The 25082-nt window shown below is 36.7% G+C and carries 24 protein-coding genes and 1 other RNA gene; 20 read left to right on the top strand and 5 right to left on the bottom strand.

The window, feature by feature from the left end; genetic code table 11:
- The first annotated feature begins 173 nt into the window (after positions 1-173).
- The 9 genes from OL233_RS10070 (at position 174) to dinB (ending at position 11288) form a co-directional block, all read left to right on the top strand.
- The gene (locus OL233_RS10070; RefSeq protein WP_275472182.1) at positions 174-1637 is read left to right on the top strand and encodes a nicotinate phosphoribosyltransferase; all 1464 of its coding nucleotides are present in this window, start codon (positions 174-176) and stop codon (positions 1635-1637) included.
- Between the two features lie 79 nt (positions 1638-1716).
- Positions 1717-2550, top strand: a complete 834-nt coding sequence (nadE, locus tag OL233_RS10065; RefSeq protein WP_275472181.1) for an NAD(+) synthase — start codon at positions 1717-1719, stop codon at positions 2548-2550.
- Positions 2550-4352, top strand: a complete 1803-nt coding sequence (locus OL233_RS10060) for an LTA synthase family protein (protein WP_275472180.1) — start codon at positions 2550-2552, stop codon at positions 4350-4352. Before nadE ends, OL233_RS10060 begins: the two co-directional genes overlap by 1 nt.
- A 4-nt stretch (positions 4353-4356) precedes the next feature.
- Complete coding sequence (locus tag OL233_RS10055; RefSeq protein ID WP_275472179.1) at positions 4357-5118, top strand: tRNA 2-thiocytidine biosynthesis TtcA family protein; 762 nt, start codon at positions 4357-4359, stop codon at positions 5116-5118.
- 238 nt (positions 5119-5356) lie between these two features.
- On the top strand, positions 5357-8032 hold the full coding sequence (locus tag OL233_RS10050) for a cation-translocating P-type ATPase (protein WP_275472178.1): 2676 nt from the start codon (positions 5357-5359) through the stop codon (positions 8030-8032).
- 112 nt (positions 8033-8144) lie between these two features.
- Positions 8145-8573, top strand: a complete 429-nt coding sequence (locus OL233_RS10045) for a hypothetical protein (RefSeq protein ID WP_275472177.1) — start codon at positions 8145-8147, stop codon at positions 8571-8573.
- A gap of 75 nt (positions 8574-8648) precedes the next feature.
- Positions 8649-9374 carry a pseudouridine synthase gene (locus OL233_RS10040; RefSeq protein ID WP_275472176.1) on the top strand — a complete coding sequence of 242 codons (726 nt, stop codon included), beginning with the start codon at positions 8649-8651 and terminating at the stop codon, positions 9372-9374.
- Between the two features lie 98 nt (positions 9375-9472).
- On the top strand, positions 9473-10102 hold the full coding sequence (gene udk / locus OL233_RS10035) for a uridine kinase (RefSeq protein ID WP_126832692.1): 630 nt from the start codon (positions 9473-9475) through the stop codon (positions 10100-10102).
- A 76-nt stretch (positions 10103-10178) separates the two neighbouring features.
- Positions 10179-11288, top strand: a complete 1110-nt coding sequence (dinB, locus tag OL233_RS10030) for a DNA polymerase IV (RefSeq protein ID WP_275472175.1) — start codon at positions 10179-10181, stop codon at positions 11286-11288.
- A gap of 30 nt (positions 11289-11318) precedes the next feature.
- Here dinB and OL233_RS10025 read toward each other — a convergent pair whose 3' ends face one another.
- Positions 11319-11789 (bottom strand): YueI family protein, encoded by a 471-nt coding sequence (locus tag OL233_RS10025; protein WP_275472174.1) that lies wholly within the window; start codon positions 11787-11789, stop codon positions 11319-11321.
- A 195-nt stretch (positions 11790-11984) separates the two neighbouring features.
- Between OL233_RS10025 and OL233_RS10020 the strand changes: the two genes are divergently transcribed.
- From OL233_RS10020 to OL233_RS09975, 10 genes are all read left to right on the top strand, one after another.
- Positions 11985-12932 (top strand): ABC transporter permease, encoded by a 948-nt coding sequence (locus OL233_RS10020; RefSeq protein ID WP_275472173.1) that lies wholly within the window; start codon positions 11985-11987, stop codon positions 12930-12932.
- Complete coding sequence (gene fitB, locus OL233_RS10015; protein WP_275472172.1) at positions 12929-13897, top strand: iron chelate uptake ABC transporter family permease subunit FitB; 969 nt, start codon at positions 12929-12931, stop codon at positions 13895-13897. The genes OL233_RS10020 and fitB overlap by 4 nt, the downstream gene beginning before the upstream one ends.
- 1 nt (position 13898) lies before the next feature.
- The gene (locus tag OL233_RS10010) at positions 13899-14660 is read left to right on the top strand and encodes an iron ABC transporter ATP-binding protein (RefSeq protein WP_275472171.1); all 762 of its coding nucleotides are present in this window, start codon (positions 13899-13901) and stop codon (positions 14658-14660) included.
- Between the two features lie 57 nt (positions 14661-14717).
- Positions 14718-15674 carry a siderophore ABC transporter substrate-binding protein gene (locus tag OL233_RS10005; protein ID WP_437184417.1) on the top strand — a complete coding sequence of 319 codons (957 nt, stop codon included), beginning with the start codon at positions 14718-14720 and terminating at the stop codon, positions 15672-15674.
- A 99-nt stretch (positions 15675-15773) separates the two neighbouring features.
- Positions 15774-16388 carry a DUF1054 family protein gene (locus tag OL233_RS10000; RefSeq protein WP_275472169.1) on the top strand — a complete coding sequence of 205 codons (615 nt, stop codon included), beginning with the start codon at positions 15774-15776 and terminating at the stop codon, positions 16386-16388.
- Between the two features lie 172 nt (positions 16389-16560).
- Positions 16561-18018 carry an amidase gene (locus OL233_RS09995; RefSeq protein WP_275472168.1) on the top strand — a complete coding sequence of 486 codons (1458 nt, stop codon included), beginning with the start codon at positions 16561-16563 and terminating at the stop codon, positions 18016-18018.
- Positions 18018-18875 carry a transporter substrate-binding domain-containing protein gene (locus OL233_RS09990; protein WP_275472167.1) on the top strand — a complete coding sequence of 286 codons (858 nt, stop codon included), beginning with the start codon at positions 18018-18020 and terminating at the stop codon, positions 18873-18875. Before OL233_RS09995 ends, OL233_RS09990 begins: the two co-directional genes overlap by 1 nt.
- Positions 18875-19543: an amino acid ABC transporter permease gene (locus OL233_RS09985; RefSeq protein WP_275472166.1), complete on the top strand. Its 669-nt coding sequence runs from the start codon at positions 18875-18877 to the stop codon at positions 19541-19543. Before OL233_RS09990 ends, OL233_RS09985 begins: the two co-directional genes overlap by 1 nt.
- A gap of 204 nt (positions 19544-19747) precedes the next feature.
- Entirely contained in the window at positions 19748-20758 is a 1011-nt protein-coding gene (locus OL233_RS09980) for a class I SAM-dependent methyltransferase (RefSeq protein WP_275472165.1), read from the top strand.
- A gap of 23 nt (positions 20759-20781) precedes the next feature.
- Entirely contained in the window at positions 20782-21966 is a 1185-nt protein-coding gene (locus OL233_RS09975; protein ID WP_275472164.1) for an acetate/propionate family kinase, read from the top strand.
- A 91-nt stretch (positions 21967-22057) separates the two neighbouring features.
- Here the strand turns inward: OL233_RS09975 and OL233_RS09970 are convergent, their stop codons facing one another.
- From OL233_RS09970 to OL233_RS09955, 4 genes are all read right to left on the bottom strand, one after another.
- Positions 22058-22522, bottom strand: coding sequence for a universal stress protein (locus OL233_RS09970; protein WP_275472163.1), 465 nt, complete (start codon positions 22520-22522; stop codon positions 22058-22060).
- 23 nt (positions 22523-22545) lie between these two features.
- Positions 22546-22830, bottom strand: a complete 285-nt coding sequence (locus OL233_RS09965) for a hypothetical protein (RefSeq protein WP_275472162.1) — start codon at positions 22828-22830, stop codon at positions 22546-22548.
- Positions 22831-22898: 68 nt separating this feature from the next.
- Positions 22899-23087: non-coding RNA, 6S RNA (gene ssrS / locus OL233_RS09960), on the bottom strand.
- Positions 23088-23153: 66 nt separating this feature from the next.
- Positions 23154-24422 (bottom strand): replication-associated recombination protein A, encoded by a 1269-nt coding sequence (locus OL233_RS09955; RefSeq protein ID WP_275472161.1) that lies wholly within the window; start codon positions 24420-24422, stop codon positions 23154-23156.
- A gap of 173 nt (positions 24423-24595) precedes the next feature.
- Between OL233_RS09955 and OL233_RS09950 the strand changes: the two genes are divergently transcribed.
- Positions 24596-25075 carry a DUF3013 family protein gene (locus OL233_RS09950; protein ID WP_275472160.1) on the top strand — a complete coding sequence of 160 codons (480 nt, stop codon included), beginning with the start codon at positions 24596-24598 and terminating at the stop codon, positions 25073-25075.
- Positions 25076-25082 lie beyond the last annotated feature (7 nt).

Below are 25082 nucleotides of genomic sequence, written 5' to 3'. Positions count from 1 at the left end.
AATTTAATTGTTCAAAACTCTATCCCTTTTGGGGTAGAGTTTTTTTTTGTATTAAAATATCACAGTATTTTTAAACATATCAATCTAGACTCTACGCAAAACATGTTACAATAGAGAGGAATAATAGAAGGGTCAAATGAAGCTTCTATAGTAAAAAGTAGAGAGGGTATGACATGAACAAGACAAGTTATCCAGACGATAGTTTAGTACTACACACTGATCTTTATCAAATTAATATGATGAAAACCTATTGGGAATTAGGTAGAGCAGAGCGTCATGCAGTGTTTGAATGTTATTTCAGAAATATGCCGTTTAAAAATGGCTATGGTGTATTTGCAGGTCTTGAAAGGTTAGTTGATTATTTTGAGAATTTAAGATTCAGTGAATCTGATATTGCTTATTTACGTGATGTGGAAGATTATCCGGAAGAGTTTTTGACGTATTTAAAAGAATTTAAATTTGAATGTACAGTCCGCTCGGCAGTTGAAGGGGAATTGGTATATAATAATGAACCTATTTTACAAGTTGAAGGTCCGCTTGCTCAATGTCAATTAGTTGAAACAGCTATTTTAAATGTGATTAATTACCAAACGTTAATTGCAACTAAAGCGGCTCGCATAAAATCAGTTGTAGGTGATGAAAAGTTAATGGAATTTGGTTCTCGACGAGCGCAAGAAATGGATGCAGCAATTTGGGGAACGCGTGCGGCGTACATCGGTGGTTGCGATGCGACAAGTAATGTTCGCGCGGGTAAGATTTTTGGCATACCAACTAGTGGGACTCATGCTCATTCACTTGTTCAGTCTTATCGAGATGACTATGAAGCCTTTAAAGCTTACGCAACAACACACAAAGACTGTGTATTCTTAGTAGATACATATGACACGTTAAAATCAGGTGTACCAAATGCGATTAAAGTTGCAAAGGAAATGGGAGATAAAATTAACTTCCTAGGAGTTCGTATTGATAGTGGTGATATGGCTTATATTTCTAAAAAAGTTCGTAAACAATTAGATGAAGCTGGCTTTACTGAAGCGAAAGTTTACGCTTCAAATGATTTAGATGAAGCGACTATTCTGAATTTAAAAATGCAGCACGCAAAAATTGATGTATGGGGCGTTGGAACGAAGTTAATCACAGCTTTTGATCAACCAGCATTAGGTGCTGTATATAAATTAGTTTCGATTGAAAATGATAAAGGGAATATGGTTGATACGATTAAATTATCAAATAATGCTGAAAAAGTATCAACACCAGGTAAAAAGCAAGTGTGGCGTGTGACACATAAAGAAACTAAAAAATCAGAGGGGGACTATATTGCGTTGTGGCATGAAGATCCTAATGAATTAGAGGAGCTTTACATGTTCCATCCTGTTCATACTTATATCAACAAGACTGTTACCAATTTTGAAGCGCGTCCTATTTTACAACCTATTTTTGAAGATGGAAATCTGGTGTATGATTTACCGACTTTATCAGAAATTAAGGCGTTATCTATGGCTAATTATGCAGGGTTGTGGGATGAGTACAAGCGTGACTTAAATCCACAAATTTATCCAGTTGACTTATCTCAAGAGGCTTATGATAATAAAATGCGGATTATTGAATCAGTAAGAAGCGACATTAAAGCGTTATAATAAGTCGGACCAAATAAGAGCAAATCCTATCGTATGAGATGGCTTGCTCTTATTTTTAATTGAAAGGTGAGTGTGAAAAATGAGAGAAAAACAACGAGAAATTATAGAAGCTTTACAATCAGAGGCACGTATTGAACCTAAAGAACAACTAAGAAAAAGAATTGATTTTATGAAAGACTATTTGAAACGTTATACATTTTTAAAATCATTAGTATTAGGGATTAGTGGTGGTCAAGATTCTACTTTAGCGGGTCGATTGGCTCAATTGGCGATTGAAGAATTACGTGAAGAGACAAAAGATGAGAGCTATCAATTTGTCGCAATCCGTTTACCTTATGGAAAGCAAGCAGATGAATCAGATGCCCAAAAAGCATTAGAATTTATTCAAGCAGATAGAGAATTAGTTGTGAATATAAAAGAGGCAGTTGATGCAAGTAGCCTATCTCTTTCAGAAGCGGGGTTAAACATCAGTGATTTTAATAAAGGAAATATTAAAGCGAGACAACGTATGATTGTACAATATGCGGTAGCTGGTGATTGTAATGGTGCGGTTATTGGAACTGACCACGCAGCGGAAAGTGTGACAGGTTTCTTTACTAAATTTGGTGACGGTGGTGCAGATATTTTACCACTTGCAGGTTTAACTAAGGGACAAGGAAAAGCGTTATTAAAAGAGCTTGGAGCGACTGAAGAGTTGTATTTAAAAGTACCGACAGCTGATTTAGAAGAAGATAAACCGATGTTAGCGGATGAAGTGGCGCTAGGCGTAACCTATAAAGAAATTGATGCTTACCTTCAAGGTGAAGTAGTAACAGAAGAGGCTGCAATTAAGATTGAGAATTGGTATACTAAAACAGCTCATAAGCGTCACTTGCCGATTACAATGTATGATGAATTTTGGAAGGCGAACTAGTGCTGAAAAAGTTAGGTCGTGTGTTTTTAGTTTTAGTTGTTGTCTTCTTAAGCCATGTGTACTTACAATTGGCCCAAAATCATTTTTCTTGGCATTTGGCAAGTAAATTTATAGTGTCTTGGCACACGGAAAAATTTATTCTTGGTACGCTTGTTCTACTGAGCGTATGGGGAGTATGTTACGGTATTGTGGCCAATTTATCAGTTAGTTTGTTACTATATAGTTTAGGGATAACAGTACTAGGGATTGCGAATTATCAAAAAATTAAGTACCGAATGGAACCTCTTTATCCAGATGATTTGAAAATGATAACGGAATGGTCTGTTTTAAAAGATATGGTAGGTCCAGTGCTTGTTATTGGGTTAGTTATCATAATAGTGGTGTTGATAGGAATAAGTATCTACTGGGCACTGAGAAGTATTAAGTTGCCTAAAAACAGACAGATTTACAGAGGGATTTTTTTAGTGATTGGGCTTGTGGGTGTAGGGTACAGCAGTCAGTTTAATTCTCCCAATAACTTGCTTAGAAAAGGTTATAATCATACAGCGTTGTGGGTCCCGTATAGTCAAGAGATGAATTACTACAATACGGGATTTGTAGGAGGATTTTTATATAATTTAAAAGTAGAACCTATGACGAAACCGAAAGGCTATTCTAAAGATAGGATTGCTGAAATAGTTAAAACTTATCAGACAAATAAACATAAGAATAATGCGACTGACCAACCTAATATTGTATTTATTATGTCAGAAAGTTTTTCGGATCCAGGTCATTTAACCGGCCCAAAATTTTCAAGAGATACCCTACAACCTTATCATGAGTTGGCACATCAGACTTATAGTGGGCAAATGTTGTCACAAAACTATGGTGGTGGAACGGCAAATATTGAATTTGAAGCTCTAACAGGGATTTCGTTAGAACCATTAAATTCCCAAATGACAACGCCTTATACGATGTTAGTACCTAAGCTAGAGGAACTGCCCTCTATTGTGAGTGTATTAAAAAATGAAGGATATGAAGCAACAGCGATACATCCTTATAATACATCAATGTATAAGCGAAAAGATGTGTATAATGTTTTAGGGTTTGATCAATTTATTTCAGAAAAAGAAATGACCTATCAAGATAAGATAGAAAATAACTCTTATATATCAGATGAATCAGCTTTTTCAGAGGTAATCAAGAAATTGAATGAAAGTCAGAAAGGACAGTTTATTCATCTGGTAACTATGCAGACGCATATGCCATATTCTGAGAAATATCAGGTGTCTAATCAACAGGTTTCAGGTGTAGAAAATCCTATTAGTTTTAAAACTTATTTAGAAGATATTGGTTATACGAGCCAAGCTCTGGCCAAGTTTGTTAAAGAGTTAAAGGTATTAGATAGAAGAACGCTTGTGGTGTTTTGGGGAGATCATTTACCTGGTATTTACGGTGAGCAAACCAAGAAAAATAATGGCGAAACAGCCCTTCATTTGACGGAGTTTATGATGATTGATTCAGAGGATACATTCAAACCTGTAGATAGCGGAAAAGGCAGCATACTTAGTCCGATTTATTTTGGCCCTAAATTATTCGGGAAGATAGGGAAGGCCTTACCTGGATACTATGAATTATTAATTAAGTTGGAGCAAGGGTTACCGGCTTTTGAGAAAAATAGGTATTACAGTAATGGAAAATGGTCAAAAGAAAGAACGCTATCAGAAGAAACTCAAAAAGTATATGAGGATTATGAGTTAATCAGTTATGATTTAGTATCAGGTCATCGTTATAGTGTTGAAATGAATTTTTATAAGGAGTAAGTAAATGGGATTTAAAAAGAAAGACAATCAAAATTACTACACCCCAATCAGACGTGCTATTTTAAATCATGGGTTGATAGAACCTGGTGATAAAGTAGCAATCGGAATGAGCGGTGGAAAAGATAGTACATCGTTGCTTTATTTTTTAGATAGAGTTAAACGAGACAGACGGTTAGGATTTGACTTTGATATCGTGCCAATCAGTTTAGATATGGCGTTTGGGATGGATATCAAACCAATGAAAGAGTTTGTAGCTTCCTTGGGTTACCAATTGGAAGTTGTCCCTACAAATATTTCAACCGTCGTTTTTGATATAAAGAAAGAGCGATCGCCATGCTCGCTTTGTGCTAAATTACGTCGTGGTATTTTAAATAAACGGGCAAAAGAGTTAGGGTGTAATAAGCTTGCTCTAGGGCATCATTTAGATGACGCTATAGAAACATTCTTTATGAATTTTTTATTTCACGGTAAAATGGCCAGCTTCGACCCGATTACGTATCTTAGTAATGTTGATTTAACTGTTATTCGTCCTTTGATTTATTTAGAGGAAAAAGCTATTATAAAGTTGGTTAATCGTGAGGAGTTACCCATTATATTTAACCCTTGTCCCGTTGATAAGAAAACAAAGCGTGAAGAAGTTAAAGGTGTCATTAGTACGCTATCTGAATCTTATCCAGATATTCGGCAAAAATTTATTCAAGGTATGGAACAAGGGAGCATGGATAATTTTTGGGTGAAAAGCTTTAAGATGGAGGATAAAAATTAAACGAAGTGTTATCTTATAAATTGCATATTTAGTGAATATTGTATATAATTAACATGAACTTGCTCATAGGGGAGTAACTGGCGGCGTGAGCCGTGACAACATCACCAACACTGAAAACTATATTTTCTGGTGTTGTCTTAATTAGTGAGACCTATGTATGCTTATTTAAGCATACATAGGTCTCTTTTTCTATCTTATTGAGTAAAGTGAAGAAGTGAAAAAGTAGGGGGGAAAGCAAATGTCAGAAGAAAAAAAGAAACAGCTACAAGAAGCCTTTTATACTCAAACGAGTTCTGAGGTTTTAGAAAAAATGGAGACAACTGAAAAAGGTTTATCTGGTAAAGATGCAGAGGAACGTTTGGCTTCATATGGTCGAAATGAGTTAGATGAGGGAAGTAAAAAATCTCTATTTAGTAAATTTATTGATCAATTTAAAGACTTTATGATTATGGTCTTGCTGGCAGCGGCGTTAGTATCATTCTTTACGGGTGATAAAGTGGAAGCGATTATGATTATTGTGGTGGTTGTCATCATGGCAATATTCGGAGTGGTTCAAGAGGCGAAAGCAGAGCAAGCTATTGATGCACTTAAAAGTATGTCAACGCCGAATGCTAATGCAATCAGAGATGGGCATGTCCAAACGGTAAAAAGTACAGAATTAGTACCGGGTGATGTTGTAACGCTAGAAGCTGGAGATGTTATTCCAGCTGATATTCGTTTGATTGAAGCGAACTCTCTTAAGATTGAAGAGGCCGCTCTTACAGGTGAGTCTGTTCCAGTTGAGAAAGAAGTTGTCGTTTTAGAAGGAACAGATATTGGTATTGGTGACCGAATCAATATGGCGTACATGAATAGTAATGTGACATATGGTCGTGGGTTAGGTGTTGTAGTTGGAACAGGTATGTCAACTGAGGTTGGTAAGATTGCTAGCATGTTAGCACAATCTGATGAGACAGATACACCACTTAAACAGAACTTAAATTCATTAGGTAAAACGTTGACGATTGCTATTTTAGGTATCTGTGTGATTATGTTTGGTGTTGGGATGATGAAAGGCGATCACACTTGGGTAGAGATGCTATTAACGTCTGTATCTCTAGCGGTAGCAGCCATTCCAGAAGGACTACCAGCGATTGTAACAATTATTTTAGCTTTAGGGACACAAAAAATGGCGAAGCGTAATGCTCTAGTTAGAAAATTACCAGCTGTTGAAACATTAGGTAGTACAGACATTATTTGTTCAGATAAAACAGGAACGTTAACGCTGAACCAAATGACAGTTGAAAAAATATTTACAAATAATCAATTGGTTGACGCAGCTGATACGACAATGTCAGATAGTAAAACGTTAAAAATCATGAACTACTGTAATGATACAAAATTCTCATCTGAAGGTAATCTGATTGGAGACCCGACAGAAACAGCATTGGTTCAATTTGGTTTGGATAAAGGCTTCGATGTTCGTGAGAAGTTAGAAGACGAGCCTCGTGTTGAAGAGTTACCGTTTGATTCTGTTCGTAAGTTAATGACAACCGTTCATAAAATAGATAATGGTCGCTTTATGATTACCACTAAAGGAGCGCCAGATGAGTTGTTAAAACGTTGTGAAAATTATGACTTAGATGGTAATGTGTTGAGCTTGGATGATACTCAGCGTCAATTGATTTTAGAAACTAATACAGCTCTAGGTCAACAAGCTCTTCGCGTACTAGCAATGGCTTACCGTATTGTTGATACAATGCCAGCGATTGTTTCTACTGATGAGTTAGAACAAGGCTTAACATTCTCAGGGCTTGTTGGGATGATCGATCCAGAGCGTAAAGAAGCAGCAGAAGCAGTAAAAGTTGCTAAAGAAGCAGGTATCAGACCGATTATGATTACAGGTGATCACCGTGATACAGCAGAAGCAATTGCAGTTCGCCTTGGTATCTTACAGGAGGGACAACATGAAGCCGTTATTACAGGTAGTGATTTAAACGAATTATCTGAAGAAGAATTTGCCAGAGTGGTAGGGCAATATTCAGTTTACGCACGTGTCTCTCCAGAGCATAAAGTACGTATTGTTAAAGCTTGGCAAAATGAAGGTAAAGTGGTTGCAATGACCGGTGATGGTGTTAACGATGCTCCCGCGCTTAAAACAGCAGATATCGGAATTGGGATGGGTATTACAGGGACAGAAGTTTCCAAAGGGGCTAGTGATATGGTTCTTGCGGATGACAACTTCTCTACAATCATTGTAGCTGTAGAGGAAGGACGTAAAGTCTTCTCTAATATTCAAAAAACAGTTCAATATTTACTTGCTGCCAATTTAGGTGAGGTTTTAACATTATTTATTGCAACACTAGTAGGATGGGATACCTTGCTACCTGTTCACCTATTATGGATAAACGTAGTAACAGATACATTCCCAGCGATTGCTTTAGGGCTAGAACCGGCTGAAAAAGATGTTATGGCACATTCACCTCGTGGTCGTGATTCAAACTTCTTCTCAGGTGGCGTGATGAGTAGTATTATTTATCAAGGGATTTTAGAAGCTGCGATTACGTTAGGTGTTTACTTCTTTGCAATCTCTTACCCTGTTCATACAGGTGATTATAATGCGATTCATGCTGATGCTTTAACGATGTCATACGCGACACTTGGTTTAATTCAATTATTCCATGCGTTCAATGTGAAGTCAGTACATCAATCATTGTTCAAAGTAGGCGCATTCCGCAATAAATTCTTTAACTATGCGGCGCTATTATCGTTTGTGTTATTAGCAAGTACGATTGTTATTCCAGGATTCAATGACCTATTTAGTGTGAGTCATTTAGATGGCTACCAATGGGCAGTAGTCTTTGGGTCATCATTTGCAATTATCCCAATCGTGGAAATTGTAAAATTTGTTCAAAGAAAACAAGGTAAAATGTAACAGAAATAGAAGGGGGGAGCTATGTTATTAGCTAGACCCCTTTTTTTATTGGTTGAAACAGTGTAAAATAGGAATAGATTTTAAAAAGAGGGAAAAGAAAGAGGATTATACTATGAAACCAAATTTAGGATTTTACGTACAAAAGATAAATGATATCGTAACAGAAACGGAAGCTATTGGGGATAAATTAAACCCATTTTTCGTTGACGTGAGAACATCATTAGATAACAATGAAGACTTATCATCAGAAAAATTAACAGAAGTTCATACTAATTTTTCTTCAGGTGCTGCGCGTTATGAAGAGATGCTTGCGACTATCGTTGCATTAAAAGCACCGGTTAAAGTAATCGGTATTCATAAAAAATTAGAAAAAGCATATACATCTTATGTAGCCGCTTGTAAAGATATGGTAGACTCTATTGACGCACCAGCTGGAAAAGTTGATCGTGAAAAATTCGATGCTTCTGAAAAAGAGCAAGATGAAACAACAGATGTTATTGCTTTTTGTATTCAACGTATGACAAGTTTATTATTAAAATAATAAACGTTTTTAAAATGTTCATCATTTATGATGGACTTTTTTTTGTAGATAAGATAACGGAAGTGAGTTATTACTATGAGATTAGACAAATTTTTAGAAGAACAAAAGCAAGGGTCGAGAAAACAAGTGAAGAGATTATTGTTATCTAAGCAAGTAACGGTCGACGGCGAAATCGTAATGACGATTAATTATAACGTGGATCCTTTCATCCAGGAAGTTAGAGTAAAAGGCACTCATTTGCAAGGGAAAGCACATCGATATATTATGCTTAATAAGCCACAAGGGGTAGTCACAGCAGTAAAAGATGATAAACATCAAACAGTAATTGATTTGATAGGTGAAGGACCTGAGGTTGAAGGATTATTTCCTGTAGGTAGGTTGGACCGAGATACAGAGGGACTTGTCTTTCTTACCGATAATGGTCAGCTTGCTTATCAGCTAGCAATGGCTGATAAAAAGGTTGTGAAGCGTTACGAAGTCCGTGTGAACGGCGAAGTGACGCCTGAAGATGTTGCTTATTTTAAGCAAGGGGTTGCCTTTTTGGATGGGCCTGTTTGTCGTCCTGCGGAGTTGCGTATTATTGAAAGCTCAAAAAATGATAGTCATTGCTATTTGGATATTGATGAGGGTAAATTTCATCAAGTGAAGAAAATGTTTTTATCAGTAGGGAAAAAAGTCACTTATTTAAAACGCTTGAGTATAGGACCTATTATTTTAGATGAAACATTAGAATTAGGCGGCTGTCGGTTATTTTCTGAAGAAGAACGAGAGAAATTGAATGTGTTTTTTAATTCAAAGTAAAAATATAATCATAAACGTTATTTTTTGATTGAATCTGAAGGCAATATAGATTAGTATAGATAAAGATAATAGTATGCGGAAAGAGGGTTTTATCAAAAATGGATACGTCGACAAAGCCAATCGTTATTGGTGTAACGGGTGGATCAGGTAGTGGCAAAACAAGTGTAAGTAAGGCTATTTTAAATGAGTTTAAAGACCACTCTATTTTATTATTTGAGCAAGACTCTTATTATAAAAATCAAAGTCATTTAGCATTCGAAGAACGTTTAAAAACAAATTATGATCATCCCTTTGCGTTTGATACAGATTTGTTGATTGAACAATTGACGGATTTAATCGCATTTAAAGCGGTAGACAAACCTGTCTATGATTATGAAGCACATACTAGAAGCGACAAAATCGTTCATCAAGAACCAAAAGAAGTAATTATCGTAGAAGGAATCTTGATTTTAGAAGATGAACGTCTACGTGATTTGATGGATATCAAGGTGTATGTTGACACTGAGGATGATATTCGTATTATTCGTCGTATTAAGCGCGATATGGAAGAGCGTGGCCGTACGCTAGATTCAGTCATTGATCAGTATCTATCTGTTGTAAAACCAATGTTTACTCAGTTTATTGAACCAACTAAAAAATATGCTGATATCATTATCCCAGAGGGTGGCGAAAATCAAGTCGCTATTGATTTGATGACAACGAAGATTGGAAGCATCTTAAACAAATAAACATGCCACTAAGGTGTGTTTTTTTTGATTGATAAAGAACTGACGTTCGCTTATAATTAAGAAGAGGAGTGATGTTATGAGTAATGAGCTGCGTTTTCCGTTGAATAATGATTTATCACGAAAGATTATTCATTTAGATATGGACGCTTTTTATGCGTCTGTGGAAGAGCGGGATAATCCAGAATTAGTTGGAAAACCGTTAGTGATTGCTCGTCATCCCAAACAGACAGGTGGCAAAGGGGTTGTCACAACAGCTAATTATGAGGCAAGGAAGTATGGGATTCATTCGGCTATGAGTGCTCAAAAAGCCTATGAACTTTGTCCTAAAGCTAACTTTGTTCAAGGGAACTTGGAGTATTATAAAGAAATTTCTGCTCAAATTCACGAAATATTTAGACGTTATACGGCTATCATTGAACCACTGGCATTTGATGAAGCATATTTAGATGTCACTGAGAATAAAGTTGGGTCATCAAGCGCTATTAAAGTGGCACGGATGATTCAATTAGATATTTGGAAAGAGTTGCACTTAACATGTTCGGCGGGGGTGAGTTATAATAAATTTTTAGCGAAATTAGCTTCAGATTTTGAAAAACCAAGGGGCTTAACTGTAGTATTACCTGATGAAGCTGAAGCATTTTTAAAAGAACTTCCGATTGAAAAATTTCATGGTGTAGGTAAGAAGACTGTTATTAGAATGCATGAGTTAGAAATTTTTAATGGAGAAGATCTCTATAAAAAAAGTGAAATGGCGCTCATTCAAGAGTTTGGTAAGATGGGATATGAGTTATATCGTAAAGTAAGAGGGGTTCACAATGCACCGGTTAACCCGAATAGAGAACGCAAGTCATTAGGTAGAGAGAATACTTATAGTAAGCCGCTAGTTTCAGAGAATGATGTAACCTTACAATTGAGAGAATTGTCAACTAGAGTGGCAGAGTCGCTCAAAAAAAATGACAAGCAAGGTCAGACAGTGGTGCTTAAAGTTCGTTATGCTGATTATGAGACGATAACAAGACGGCACACGATTACAGATTATCTTTCAAGTGCTGAGAGTATTTACTACCATGCTAGTGAGTTATGGGAAGAGTTGGGTGAGATAGCGAGAGGTGTTAGGTTACTAGGTGTAACAGTTACAAACTTAGCTCCGAGAGAGTATGAAAATATTGTGTTGCCATTAAAATAAAAAGCGGCCTACTGATGAGTAGGTCGCTTTTTATTTTTTGAATAACTTAGCAAAAAAGCTGGTTTTTTCTTCAGGTTTTTCCGCAGCAGCGGTGACTTGTTCAGATGTTTTTCGAACAGGTGCGTATTTTTCTGAAACGGCAACTTTTTCAACATTAACAGCAGTATCGCCTGCGTAGACAAGTCCGATTGTTTCATCAGACAACGCTTCATCACTGTCTATGATTTTAAAAGGACAGTTTGCTTTTTGGGCGATGACCATATAATTATTTTGTAGCGAAAAATCAGCGGCAGCATTTAACAACAGTTGTTGACCAGGATTATCTTGGAGCTCTTGTTTAAAATGTGTCACGTTTTTTTTATCACGCATTTCGGCAATCGTCATTGTTAAATAAACACGTTCACGAAAGGTTCCTAAGTATTGTCTTTTTTCTTCTGGTTTAAGTTGTGGGGCGCCGTACATTCCTTTTTCTAAATAGTCTTGAACGTCCTTCGAAGGCATAGTATCACTCCAATTGATTAGTTGTATTTTATTTATTATATCATAGGAAACTTATACTGTCTGAGTTGACCATAACTAATAAGGGATAAAAGTTAGTGAAATAGGCTATAAAACGCTTGCTTTTTATGCTTAAATTCCTTACACTTACAACTGATAGTGAAAATCATTCTCAATTACAAAAGGAGAGACGCTGGTTTGAAAAAAAGTGTTGTTATTATTTGTTTAATACTACTAGCGATTACTTCGTTATTTATAGGTGTTCAGAGCATCCCAGTGACAGATATCTTTCAGTTGGACGAGACTCAGAAATTAGTCTTATGGAGTACACGTGTACCACGAACTGTAAGCCTGATTATTGCAGGTGCAACAAGTGGTGTGTGTGGGTTAATTATGCAGCATCTCACTCAAAATAAATTTGTATCGCCCACAACAGCGGGGACAATGGATAGTGCACGTTTAGGGATATTGATTGCAATGGTCTTTTTCCCGAATAGCTCGACCTTCGTTCGTTCAGGGGTAGCGTTTCTGTTTGCATTTTTAGGGACAGTGCTATTTATCCAACTTATTCAGAGATTGCCTCGTAAAAATCAGGTAATGGTTCCTCTAGTGGGGTTAATGTTTGGTAATATTATCGGATCGGTTGTCACGTTTTTTGCGTATCAACTTCAACTGGTTCAAAATATGTCTTCGTGGTTGCAAGGGAATTTTGCAACGATTACGCGCGGTGGTTATGAGTTAGTTTATCTAACAGTACCACTGTTACTTCTTGCTTACCTTTATGCGTATCACTTTACGATAGCAGGGATGGGAGAAGATATGGCGACAGGAATCGGCTTGAACTATAAAGTGATTCAGTTATTTGGTTTAGGTATTGTTGCTTTAGCAAGTAGCGTGGTCCTTGTGACTATTGGTGGGTTACCATTTCTAGGCGTTATTGTTCCAAACGTTGTCTCGCTCTATTATGGCGATCAAATGAAACAGACAATCTGGTTGACGGCAGGTGCGGGGAGTTGTTTCTTGATTGTCTGTGATATTATCTCAAGGTTAATTATTCAACCCTATGAAGTGCCAGTTAGCTTAGTTGTAGGTGTGATTGGTAGCGTCATGTTCATTGCCTTATTATTAAAGGGGGCACGAAAATGAGAGTAAGTAGATTATCAATTAGAGGAAAACTAGTGTTATTGGTTGTAGCCGTTATAGTGATGAGTTGGTTGTTTTTAACGTATCATACATATGGCAACTGGGAGTTTGCATTAAAACTTAGGGGTAAAAAGTTATTAGCCTTTATGTTTGTTGGTGTCGCAACCAGCTATGCGACAATAACATTTCAAACGATTACACAAAATCATTTTCTGACACCGAGTATTTTAGGGTTTGATTCGCTTTATATTTTAATTCAGACCATTTTATTTTTCTTCATGGGAAGAGAGTCGGCTGGGTTAATGGGACACAGACCATTTATGTTTATACTCAACGTCGTGTTGATGGTTGGGTTAAGTACTGGATTATTTTACTTTTTACTAAAAAAGGGTCAACAGAATTTATTTTTATTATTAATGATAGGTATGATTTTAGGCACGTTCTTTAGTAGCTTTAGCACATTTATGCAAGTTTTATTAGACCCAAATGAATACGATAAGCTACAAGGGAAATTATTTGCTAGTTTTGGAAATGTAGATGTGTCCTTGTTGACGGTTGCAGGTGTTTTGATGGCTGTCACGATTGTGTATCTATGGCTTAAAGCGCCACAACTTGATGTTTTACATTTAGGTAAAGACAAGGCGTTAAATTTGGGCGTGGCCGTAGATAGCTTACAACTTCGATTATTGATTGCAGTTAGTTTACTTGTTGCTTTATCGACTGCTTTAGTGGGTCCTGTTACATTTTTAGGGTTTATTGTGGCGAATTTAACCTATCAATTTTTAGGAACATTTCGTCATCAGTCGTTATTTATTGGAGGAAGTTTGATCGGAATTCTTTTATTAGTAGTCGGTCAATTTTTCGTAGAGCAAGTATTTCACTGGAATACAACAATGAGCGTAGTCATTGAATTCATCGGCGGAATTTACTTTGTGACCAAAATTTTAGGTGAGAGGAAGGCAAGTTAATATGAAAATTGAAAAAGTATCAAAAAAGTACGGTAAAAAACCTGTCGTGACAGATGTTGATTTACCAATTTCAGAAGGAAAATTAACAGCCTTTATCGGTCCTAATGGTGCGGGGAAAAGTACGCTATTGTCAATGATGAGTCGCTTGATTGAAAAAGATACAGGTGAGATTTATCTAGCTGGAGATGAAGTGAAATCTTGGAAACAAAATGATTTAGCAAAGAAATTATCGATTTTAAAACAAGCCAATGCGGTTACTTTAAAGATTACAGTTCGTGAATTAGTTGCATTTGGTCGTTTTCCTTATAGCAAAGGCCGTCTGACAAAAGAAGACAACAAAAAAATTGATGAAGCTTTAGACTATCTAGGTCTAAAAGAGTTGCAAAATGAACCGATAGATTCGCTTTCTGGTGGACAATTACAGCGTGCGTATATTGCGATGGTATTCGCTCAAGATACAGATTATATATTATTAGATGAGCCTCTTAATAATTTAGATATGAACTTTGCGGTTCAAATGATGCAGACGTTGCGACGCCTGGTGGATGATCATGGTAAGACAGTTGTGATAGTCCTACATGACATTAACTTTGCCTCAAGTTATGCAGATGAAATTGTCGCAATGAAAAACGGCCAAGTCTATAAGCATGGCCCGACGGATGACGTGATTCAAAAGGAAGTCCTTGATAGTTTATATGACATGAGTATTCGTGTCTGTGAGTTAGAGGGCAAACGTTTCTGTCTTTACTTTAATGAATCTTAATGGCATCAACTACCTTAAAAAAGGAAATTAAAAAGAGAAAGGATGAAGGTTAAGATGATGAGAAAAACAAAGTTTAAAGCATTTGGGATAGTACTAGCAGGAATGTTGGTTATGGCGGGGTGTTCAAAACCGGCTGATAATAAAGAGGAAAACGAAGCAAAAGGTGACAAGGTTAGCCAAGTTATCACGGTTGAAGATGCTTCTGGAAAAGTAGAGGTACCAACCAATCCGAAAAAAGTAGTCGTTTTTGATATGGGATCGCTTGATACGATTCGTGAATTAGGGAAAGAAAAGTCAGTTATTGGTGTTCCTCAAAAGAATTTACCTAAGTATTTAGAAAGTTTTAAAGAGGTTGAATCAGTTGGTGGACTTAAAGAACCAGATTTAGAAAAAATTAATCAACTAAAACCAGATTTAATCGTTATTTCAGGACGTCAAGAAGATTATAAAAAAGACCTTGAAGCAATAGCGCCAACGGTTTATTTATCAGTAGATAGTTCTAAGACATGGGAATCAACAGTAAGTAACATTAAGACGTTAGCTAAAATCTTTGACGAAGAAAAAGTAGCAAAAGAAAAAGTAGCAACGATTGAAAATAAAATTAAAGCTGTTAAAAAAGATGCTCAAGCAAGTGGGTTGAAAACATTGACGACATTAGTAAATGAAGGACAGCTATCAGCTTATGGTGAAGGTTCTCGTTTCGGTATCATTCATGATACATTTGGATTCCCGGTAGCGGATGATAAGATCGAAGCATCAACTCACGGACAATCGGTTTCTTATGAATATGTGTTAGAAAAAAATCCAGATATTATTTTTGTGGTAGACCGCACGAAAGCAATTGGTGGCGATACGTCTCAAAATAATGTAGCTAAAAATGAATTAGTGGCTCAAACAAAAGCAGGACAAACAAATAAAGTCGTCTCATTAACACCGGATGTGTGGTATTTATCAGGCGGCGGTATTAAGTGTACAGAATTAATGCTTGAAGATGTTGAAAAAGCATTAAAATAATCGATTAGGGAAGTATGACTTTGGTCATGCTTCTTTTTTATTATTAGAGCGAAAGATATGCTATGATAAATAGGACTGAGAAGAAGAGGACGTGAAAAAATGTTTGAGTATCAAGATTTTGATGTATTTGAAGTAGAAGGGTTAGACGAACGTATGGCCGAAGTCAGACGTGTCATTCAGCCAAAGTTTCAAGCGTTAGATGAACGTGTTGTTACTGAATTAGAACCAGTATTAGGGGAAGAATTAATTATCCATATTGCACAACATAGACGCCGTACAACTAATGCACCTGATTTTACTTGGTCAGCTATGGGTGGAGATAAACGAGGCTATAAAAAGTACCCACACTTTACTTTAGGAATTAATGGCGAGTACATCGTGATGTGGTTGTCATTTATTGATAATCCACTTAATGAAAAAACGATGGCTGATGCGTTGATGAAGGAAAAGGGTCTATTTGATGCGCTGCCTGACGATTTCATGATTAATTTAGACCATACCGTCAATAATTATCACTCTCTTAAAGACGCGGATTTAATAGCTGCCCTAACAAGATGGCGAGATGTAAAAAAAGGTGAATTTCAACTAGGACGTATTTTACTTAAAACAGATGAGTTACTAAATCAGCCAGAAAAGGCGATCGATTATATGGTTGAGACGTATGCTAAATTGGTTCCTTTTTATCAGTTAACTCGTCCAATGAGCCAAGTATAAAAAATGAAAAAACCAAAATTGTTCTTTTGTATGAAGGAGAAATCCCATCATATCAAGGAGCAATTTTTTTTTGTATTGCCATAAAAGAGAAATAGAGGCTAAAAAGTCGGATTTACTTTCACAAATAGTAAGCCTTGCTATAATCAATATGGTTGTAGGAAAGGAGATTATCATGAGAGACGCAACATTTTGGGCAGAACAAGTTCGTGAAAAGAACGTGTCACCAGTTGAATTATTAGAAGAAACAAATCGAAAGATTGAACGGTTAAACCCGCTATATAATACGGTGGTTGAGCATGATTTATCCCGTGCATTAAAACAAGCTAAAGAATCAGTTATACAAGGTCCTTTTGGTGGGGTACCGATCGCACTTAAGATGTTAGGTCAGGATAAAGAAGGCTTGGGGGCAACAGCAGGTTCTTGTTTATTTAAAGATGTAAGAAGCAGTCAAACTGACTTTTTTGTAGAGCGATTGGAAAAAAATGGGTTTATCCCTTTTGGTAAAACAAATGCGCCAGAGTTTGGATTTAAAAATGTAACAGACCCAAAACTTTATGGGGCAACAAAAAATGTCTGGCATACAGATTATCATGCTGGGGGCTCTAGTGGTGGAGCGGTTTCAGCTCTTGCTAGTGGGATGTATCCAATAGCGGCAGCAAGTGATGGTGGAGGTTCTATTCGAATACCAGCTAGTTTTTCCGGTGTAATTGGCTTAAAGCCAACACGAGGAAGTATGCCAACAGGTCCTTCGGGATGGAGAGACTGGCAAGGTGCTTCTATTAATTTTGCTTTGACAGTTTCGATGCGTGACACAGAAACATTATTTAAAAGTATGGAGGGCAATCATGTGGCAGCCCCTTATCATGCTCCTTTGTTAAATAATCAGCCGGTGAAACAGCACCTGAAAATTGCATGTTGTGCCACGTCACCGATTGGAAATAAAGTATCTGATGAAGCGATGGAAGCTTTTTATAAGGCGTGTGATTTTTTAGCCAATCAAGGCCATGAGCTTGTTGAAGTTCCGTATCCTGTAGATGGGAAGATGCTCATTCAAAGTTATTATCAAATGAACGGTGCTGAGACGGATAATATGATGTCTCAAATTGAACAGGGACTAGGACGAGAGCTTCAAGTAGATGATATGGAACCCATGAGCTGGGGGATTTATCAATACGGTAAGAAGATGAAAGCAAAAGACTATATATCGGCTCTAGGAAAATGGGATGCAGCAGCTTATCAAATGGAGCAACTATTTGATCAATTTGATTTGTTTTTATCGCCAACAGCTACAAGCGTCGCACCAAAGCTAGATACTGATTTACAAAGTGACGCGATTAGAATGAGATTATCAAAAGCAGAGTTTGCCAGTTTAGAAGAATTGGAACAGGTTGTTTTTGATATGTTCCATGATAGTTTAAAAATCACGCCGTATACTCAGTTGGCTAATTTGACAGGTCAACCGTCTATTAGTTTACCTATCTATGTCAGTCCGTTAGGTTTACCAGTGGGTATTCAATTTATGGCGTCAAAAGGTCGAGAGGATCTTTTATTTCAAGTGGGCCGAGAATTTGAGGCGAACAATCAATTTATTTTACCTGATTATTATAGAAAAGAAAGTGGGACAATATAATGAAAAAAAGTTGGTTAGTAGGATTAGGAATTGTAGCAGCGAGTGTATTATTAGTAGGATGCTCATCACCTAAAGAGGAAAAAGAAAAGACTGCGCCGAAAGATGATAGTTGGTCTAAAGTCGAAAAAGCTAAAAAAATGGTTGTAGCGACATCTGGCACTTTGTTTCCATCATCGTATTCCAATGATAAAAATGAACTAACAGGTTATGATGTTGAAATTGCTAAAGAAGTGGCGAAGCGCTTAGGTGTTGAGGCTGAATTTAAAGAATACAACGTAGATGGTACAATTGCGTCATTAAAAAAAGGAACGGCTGATTTTGTAGCGAATGATTCCTCAATGAATGAGAAGCGTGAAAAAACATTTGCCTTGTCAGTTCCGTTGAAACATTCTTTTGATAGTTTAATTGTGCGTAAGAGTGATGATTCTGGTATTAAAGAACTAGAAGATTTAAAAGGGAAGAAAGCAGCTGGTGAGGGGACAACGGGTTACATGAAGATGGCAGAACAGTTTGGAGCGGAGTTGGTAAGTTATGACAATGCGACGAATGACCAATACCTGACAGATGTAGCTAATGGGCGTACAGATGTGATTATTAATGATTACTATTTACAAAAAATGTCAGTAGGAGCATTACCCGATATCCCTGTTAAGATTTTAGAAGATGTTTACTTTAATGCCTCGACATCAGGTTTTTTATATCTGAAAGAAAATAAAGCATTGCGTGAAAAAATTGATGGGGCATTAAACGAAATGAAGGATGATGGGACGTTAACTAAGATTTCAAAACAGTTCTTCGATACAGATGTTTCGGTTGAACCAAAAGTGAAAATTGATCGTCGAGTGGAAGTGGATTAATGTTAGCAGTTGTTTATGTTCCAAAAATTAATGTGAGTTTAATGATTGACTCTCTTCCTTATATTTTACAAGGACTGCCTTATACAATAGGGATTAGCGTGGTGACGTTTATATTGGGAAATATTGTCGGAATAGTTCTAGCGGTTCTAGGATTGCTTCCCCTAAAAATAGTACAAGGGATTATTAAATTTTATTTGTCATTTTTAAGAGGTGTACCGGGTTTAGTTTTATTATTCCTATTGTACTTTGGTTTACCCATTCAGTTGAGTGCCCTACAAGCTGTGATTATTTGTTTTACTTTAACAAGTAGTGCTTTTATCGGGGAAATATATCGTGGCGCAATCTTAGGTGTCGAGGATGGTCAGTGGGATGCAGCACGTTCACTCGGTATGTCCTTTACTCAAGTGATTGGTCATATTATTATGCCGCAAGCGTTTCGTTTGGCATTGCCTGCTTTAGGAAATGTGGCGATGGATTTGGTAAAAGGAACATCTTTGGCAGCGATGATAACTGTGCCAGAGATGTTTCAAAAAGCAAAAATCATTGGTGGCCGTGAATTTGATTATATGAGTTTATATATTTTAGTAGCGATTATCTATTGGTTATTGTGTATTGGAATTAGTTCGGGCCAGAAGAAATTAGAAAAGCGCTTTAAATTAATGGCGTAAAATTAAATATAAGAGAATGCACATCTCAAACCAAGGGGAGAAATCAGGTTTGAGATGTGTATTAGTTTTAGTCAAAAATACCGCAATAGAGGATTAGAAGATAAATAAGATAAGTAGCTAAAAAGCTTGAATATTGCTAGTAATTTCGCTAAAATGGGTAAGGTACATAAATTGTTATATTATACAAAGGAAAGAGATGAGAGAATGCCTCAAAATAAGATTGAATCAGGTTTTAATTTATTAGACAATGCCATTCAATTGTTACAGTCGTCTTTAACTATTTCTTTTGTAGATGCCTACATTGAAAACGGCGAAAACATGAATGATGATTATCAAGTGCGTGTTGAAGATAATTTACCCGATGACGCAACAAAAACTAAAATCGAAGCCTTATACAAAGAGTTCAAAGAATTAGAACTTGAAGTAGAAGAACGTCGTAAAGTTAGCCAATTGTTACTTCTTAAAGGGACAATGTCTGAACAATTACAACCTAATCATCAGTTAACACCTGATACTTTGGGCTTTCTATTTGTCTACTTAGTGGAACAACTAAGTCCACAAAAGGACAAGCCACTTATTATCAATGATTTAACTGTTGGAATGGGCAATCTACTCCTAACGGTGATGACAAACTTACAATTAGCAGGTTATCATACGCAAGGAAATGGGATTGATGTAGATGATACATTGCTAGCAGTAACTGCTGTTACAACAGAATGGTTAGAACAAGCTGTTCAGTTGTATCATCAAGATAGCATGCAACACTTATTAATCGAACCAGGTGATGTAGCGATTGCAGATCTGCCTATTGGTTACTATCCTCATGATGAGCAAGCAAGTAAGTTTGTGACAAGCGCAGAGGAGGGGCATAGTTATGCGCACCATTTATTAATGGAACAAAGCATGAATTATGTGAAAGATGATGGTTTTGGACTGTTCTTAGTTCCAAGTAACTTCTTAGAAACAGACCAGGCCTCTGAGCTTAAAACATGGTTGACAGAGAAGGTTTACTTACAAGGTGTCTTGCAATTACCAGAGAGTTTATTTAAAAGTAAACAATCACGTAAATCAATTATCATTATTCAAAATCGTGGAGATGTAAGCAAACAGGCCAAAGAAGTCCTGCTAGCAGATGTCCCTTCGCTTAAAGATGGACAGCAAGTGCAACAATTTTTCAAAGAATTCAGTACGTGGAAGACAAAAAATTTAATCTAACAAACAAAAGGAGTGCTTTAAACATGTCAAAAACAATTGCAATCAATGCTGGTAGTTCAAGTTTAAAATGGCAATTATTCGAAATGCCACAAGAAGAAGTAATCGCGTCAGGTATCGTTGAAAGAATTGGTTTAAACGATTCTATCTTCACAATTAAATATGGTGAAGGTAAAAAATTCAATGAAACATTAGACATCAACGATCACGAATTTGCCGTAAACCGTATTTTCGAAAAAATGATCGAATTAAACATTATCGGTTCATTCGATGAAATCACGGGTGCTGGACACCGTGTTGTTGCTGGTGGAGAAGACTTTAAAGAGTCTGCTTTAATCGATGACGAAGCGTTAGCTAAAATCGAAGCTCTTGCTGAATTTGCACCATTACACAATCCAGCTGAAGCTAAAGTTATCCGTATTTTCCAAAAATTAGTCCCTGGAGCTGTAAACGTTGCTGTATTTGATACATCATTCCACACAACAATGCCAGCTGTAAACTATTTATATAGTATCCCAATGGAATACTATGACAAATATCAAGCACGTAAATATGGTGCTCACGGAACTAGCCACCGTTATGTAGCTGATCGTGCTGCTGATATGTTAGGTAAAGACATCAAAGACCTTAAAATTATTACATGTCACTTAGGTAACGGTGCGTCAATTACTGCCGTTGATGGTGGTAAATCAATCGATACTTCTATGGGATTCACACCACTTGCAGGTGTTACTATGGGAACTCGTGCTGGCGATATTGATGCGTCATTATTACCATACTTAATGGAAAAAGAAGGCTTAACAGATATTAAAGATATGGTTGATATCTTAAACAAAAAATCAGGTTTACTTGGTTTATCTGGTATTTCAAGCGACATGCGTGAAGTTGAAGCATCAGATTCAGAAAATGCTAAATTAGCATTAGAAATTTTTAACAACCGCGTTCAAAAATACATTGGTAGCTACATTGCTGCTATGAACGGTGTTGACGCAATTGTCTTCACTGCAGGTATTGGTGAAAATGGTGTTGAGGTTCGTGAAGAAATCATCAACGGTATCACTTGGTTCGGTTGTGAAGTTGACAAAGAGAAAAACAATGTTCGTGGTAAAGAAGTTGTTATCTCAACTGACGACTCAAAAGTTAAAGTATTATTAATCCCAACTGACGAAGAAGTTATGATTGCTCGTGACGTTGAAGCATTAAAAAACTAATAATTAATAGTTAAAAGGTAGAGGTCCTAGGACTTCTACCTTTTTTTATAAAAAATAAGCCTTCTCTTATTTAAGAGGAGGCTTATTAAAATTACTCTCTAGTTTGTTTATTTTCCAAATCTGTTCTGACAACCAGGACATCACAGTGAGCATGACGGATAACGTATTCTGATACTGATCCAATTAATAGTCGTTCAACAGCATTTAAGCCTGTTGCACCAATCATGATTAAGTCTACATTATAGTCATCAGGTAATTGACGAGAAATTAAAGTCTTAGGTGTGCCGTATTCTACGATAGGCTCAATTGTTTCTAGACCTTGAAGATTAGCGTAACCTACTAATTCATCTAAGGTTTTCTTAGCCATATCTGTTGCTTGTTGAGCTAAGTCTTCATCAAAAGATGAGATAGTTTGGAAAGCACGTGTGTCGATAATGTGTGCCAAGATTAATTTGGCGTTGTTTCGTTTAGCAACGTTGACCGCCTTTTTAAAAGCGAGCTCCGCTTCATCTGATCCGTCGACTGCAACTAAAATTGTTTCGTATTGTTCAAACATGTCAAACACCTCATTTCATAATTTTAAGAAAGTGATTTAGCAAATTTAATACTAAAAATAGCAGATGTTAAAATCACTAAACAGATATAGATAATAGCAATCAGTTGGTGATTGAGTAAGAATGCAGCCAGACCTAAAGCACTAAAAAGTAAGCAAGCTTTACTGAACTTCTGTAACGTTTTATCAATAGCCTGACTGTCTTCTTCAGTTGTTCCAAATATTTTACAGATGGACTCTGAGTGTGAATTTAAGTATTTTGCAGTAATAAGTAACACGATAATAATAATAGCAAGTAAAATTCTAATCATGGTAAAGCTCCTTAATAGAATAAAAAGCAACTTGCTTGAGCAAATTGCTTAGGATGTCTTAATTATGGGTAGTGTCCGTTGATGCCGTTGATCACGCCGTAGTATTGATCCCGCAGTAAGCAGGTGGGCTTCGCTATCCAAATGTCAAACTACCAAGAGATAAGGCTTGTTTTCCTTTTGAATTCGTTGAATCCCGATGTAATACTAAAATTGTTCGGTCAACACAGAGTGGAGTGACTCGAACATCACAGATTACCCATCTCTATAATAGCATAGGACTACGAAGTCTTCAATGGAAACACTTTCTCTTGCTGTAGTTATTTTTAGGATAATTTTGTTATTTCATGATAACGCTGAGCTAGCGCTTGCTCGTATTTACCTGTTAATTTGGGTTCATAGTAGCGAGCATTTTTAATTTTATCAGGTAAGTATTGTTGTTTTACCCAGCCAGATGAAACGGCATGAGGGTATTGGTAGTCAACGCCGCGATTTAAGTCTTTTGCGCCCTTGTAGTGACTGTCTTTTAGATGGTCAGGGATAAACCCAGCTTTACCATCTCTGATATCAGCAATAGCAGCATCAAGAGCGACATAACTTGAATTTGATTTTGGTGATAAGCATAAATCAACAACAGCGTTTGCTAGAGGAATTCGTGCTTCGGGAAAGCCTAATTTTTCAGCAGCTTGAACAGCACTAACTGTTCGTGCGGCAGCGGGTGGGTTTCCTAAACCGATATCTTCGTAAGCAATCACCATTAATCGTCGGCAAATAATAAATAAATCACCAGCTTCAACTAATCGACCCAAATAGTGAAGAGCAGCATTAACATCACTGCCTCGAATTGATTTTTGTAGGGCTGAAATGACATCGTAATGACCGTCGCCATTTTTATCATGAGTCAGTGATTTTAGTTGGATACACTCTTCTATGATAGCCAGTGTAATGGTAATTGTGCCATCTTCATCAGGTTCTGTTGATTTAACAGCTAACTCTAATCCGTTTAAGGCACTACGCAAATCACCATTTGTCGCGCGTGACAGGTGAGTTAATGCTAAGTCTTCAATGGCAATCGTTTCATTGCCTAGTCCTCGTTCTTTATCTTGGAGCGCAGCCGTAATCGCACGAACGATGTCGTCTTCCGTTAACGGTTTGACTTCAAAAATTTGTGTTCGACTTCTGATGGCTGGATTGATATTAATATAGGGATTTTCTGTTGTCGCACCGATTAAAATAATTTTTCCATTTTCTAAATGAGGTAAAAGAAAATCTTGTTTGGTTTTATCTAAGCGGTGTATTTCATCAAGTAATAAAATGACAGTGCCGCTCATCTTTGCTTCTTCGGCAACGATTTGTAAATCTTTTTTTGTATCAGTTGCAGCATTTAACATGCGGAAAGCAAATTGAGTTGAGCCGGCTATGGCACTTGCGATACTCGTTTTTCCTGTGCCAGGTGGGCCATATAAAATCATAGAGGATAACATTTCGGCTTGAACCATGCGTCTAATAATTTTTCCTTCGCCAACTAAATGTTGCTGACCTACAACGTCTTTTAAAGTTTTGGGGCGCATACGAAAAGCTAGTGGTTGATGCATATTATCTCTCCTTATCTGTTAAATGTAATGCTTCTATTATAACATAGTTTATCTTATCATCTTGTCCTAGCAGATTTGAAAAGAGTAGTCGCCTTTTAACCTAGAAATCGTTATAATAGGAAAAGGACTTACTGACATTTTATACGGTCGGTTAAAGAGAGAGGGATGAAACGATGAAAAAAGATAATATGTTGTACTTTTTAGAAGCACAATTAGAGAAAAACTTTGGCGATTACGATTTCGCAATTGATTGGAATACAAAAAATCATACAGTAGAAGTGATTGGGGTTATTTATGCTCAAAATCAAACAGACCAAGCGATTGAAGATACAGAAGGGGTTCATTCTGAAGAAGAGGTTATTGAATTTGAAGACAGTTTAGTATTATATAATCCAGATAAATTCACACCAAATGAAGAAGAGTACTTAGCAATGATTCCTTATGAAGGTAAAAAAGGGATTCAAAAACGTGTTCTTGTAGCAGTGGCGACATACTTTAAAGACGTTTTAACTGAAGGCGAAAGTGATTTGTTAGATTTTTTAGGTGACGAAGAAGCAGAAGTATTTGAACTTAATTGGGACAATGCAGCGTTTGAAAAAGTATTATCAGAAGTGACTGGCTTAACAGATTACACAGCCTATCCAAAATATTAAGAGGTGA

Origin of the sequence: Vagococcus proximus (assembly GCF_029143285.1) — a bacterium.
GTDB classification, from domain to species: domain Bacteria; phylum Bacillota; class Bacilli; order Lactobacillales; family Vagococcaceae; genus Vagococcus_D; species Vagococcus_D proximus.
This window is presented reverse-complemented; position numbering and strand designations above follow the sequence as displayed.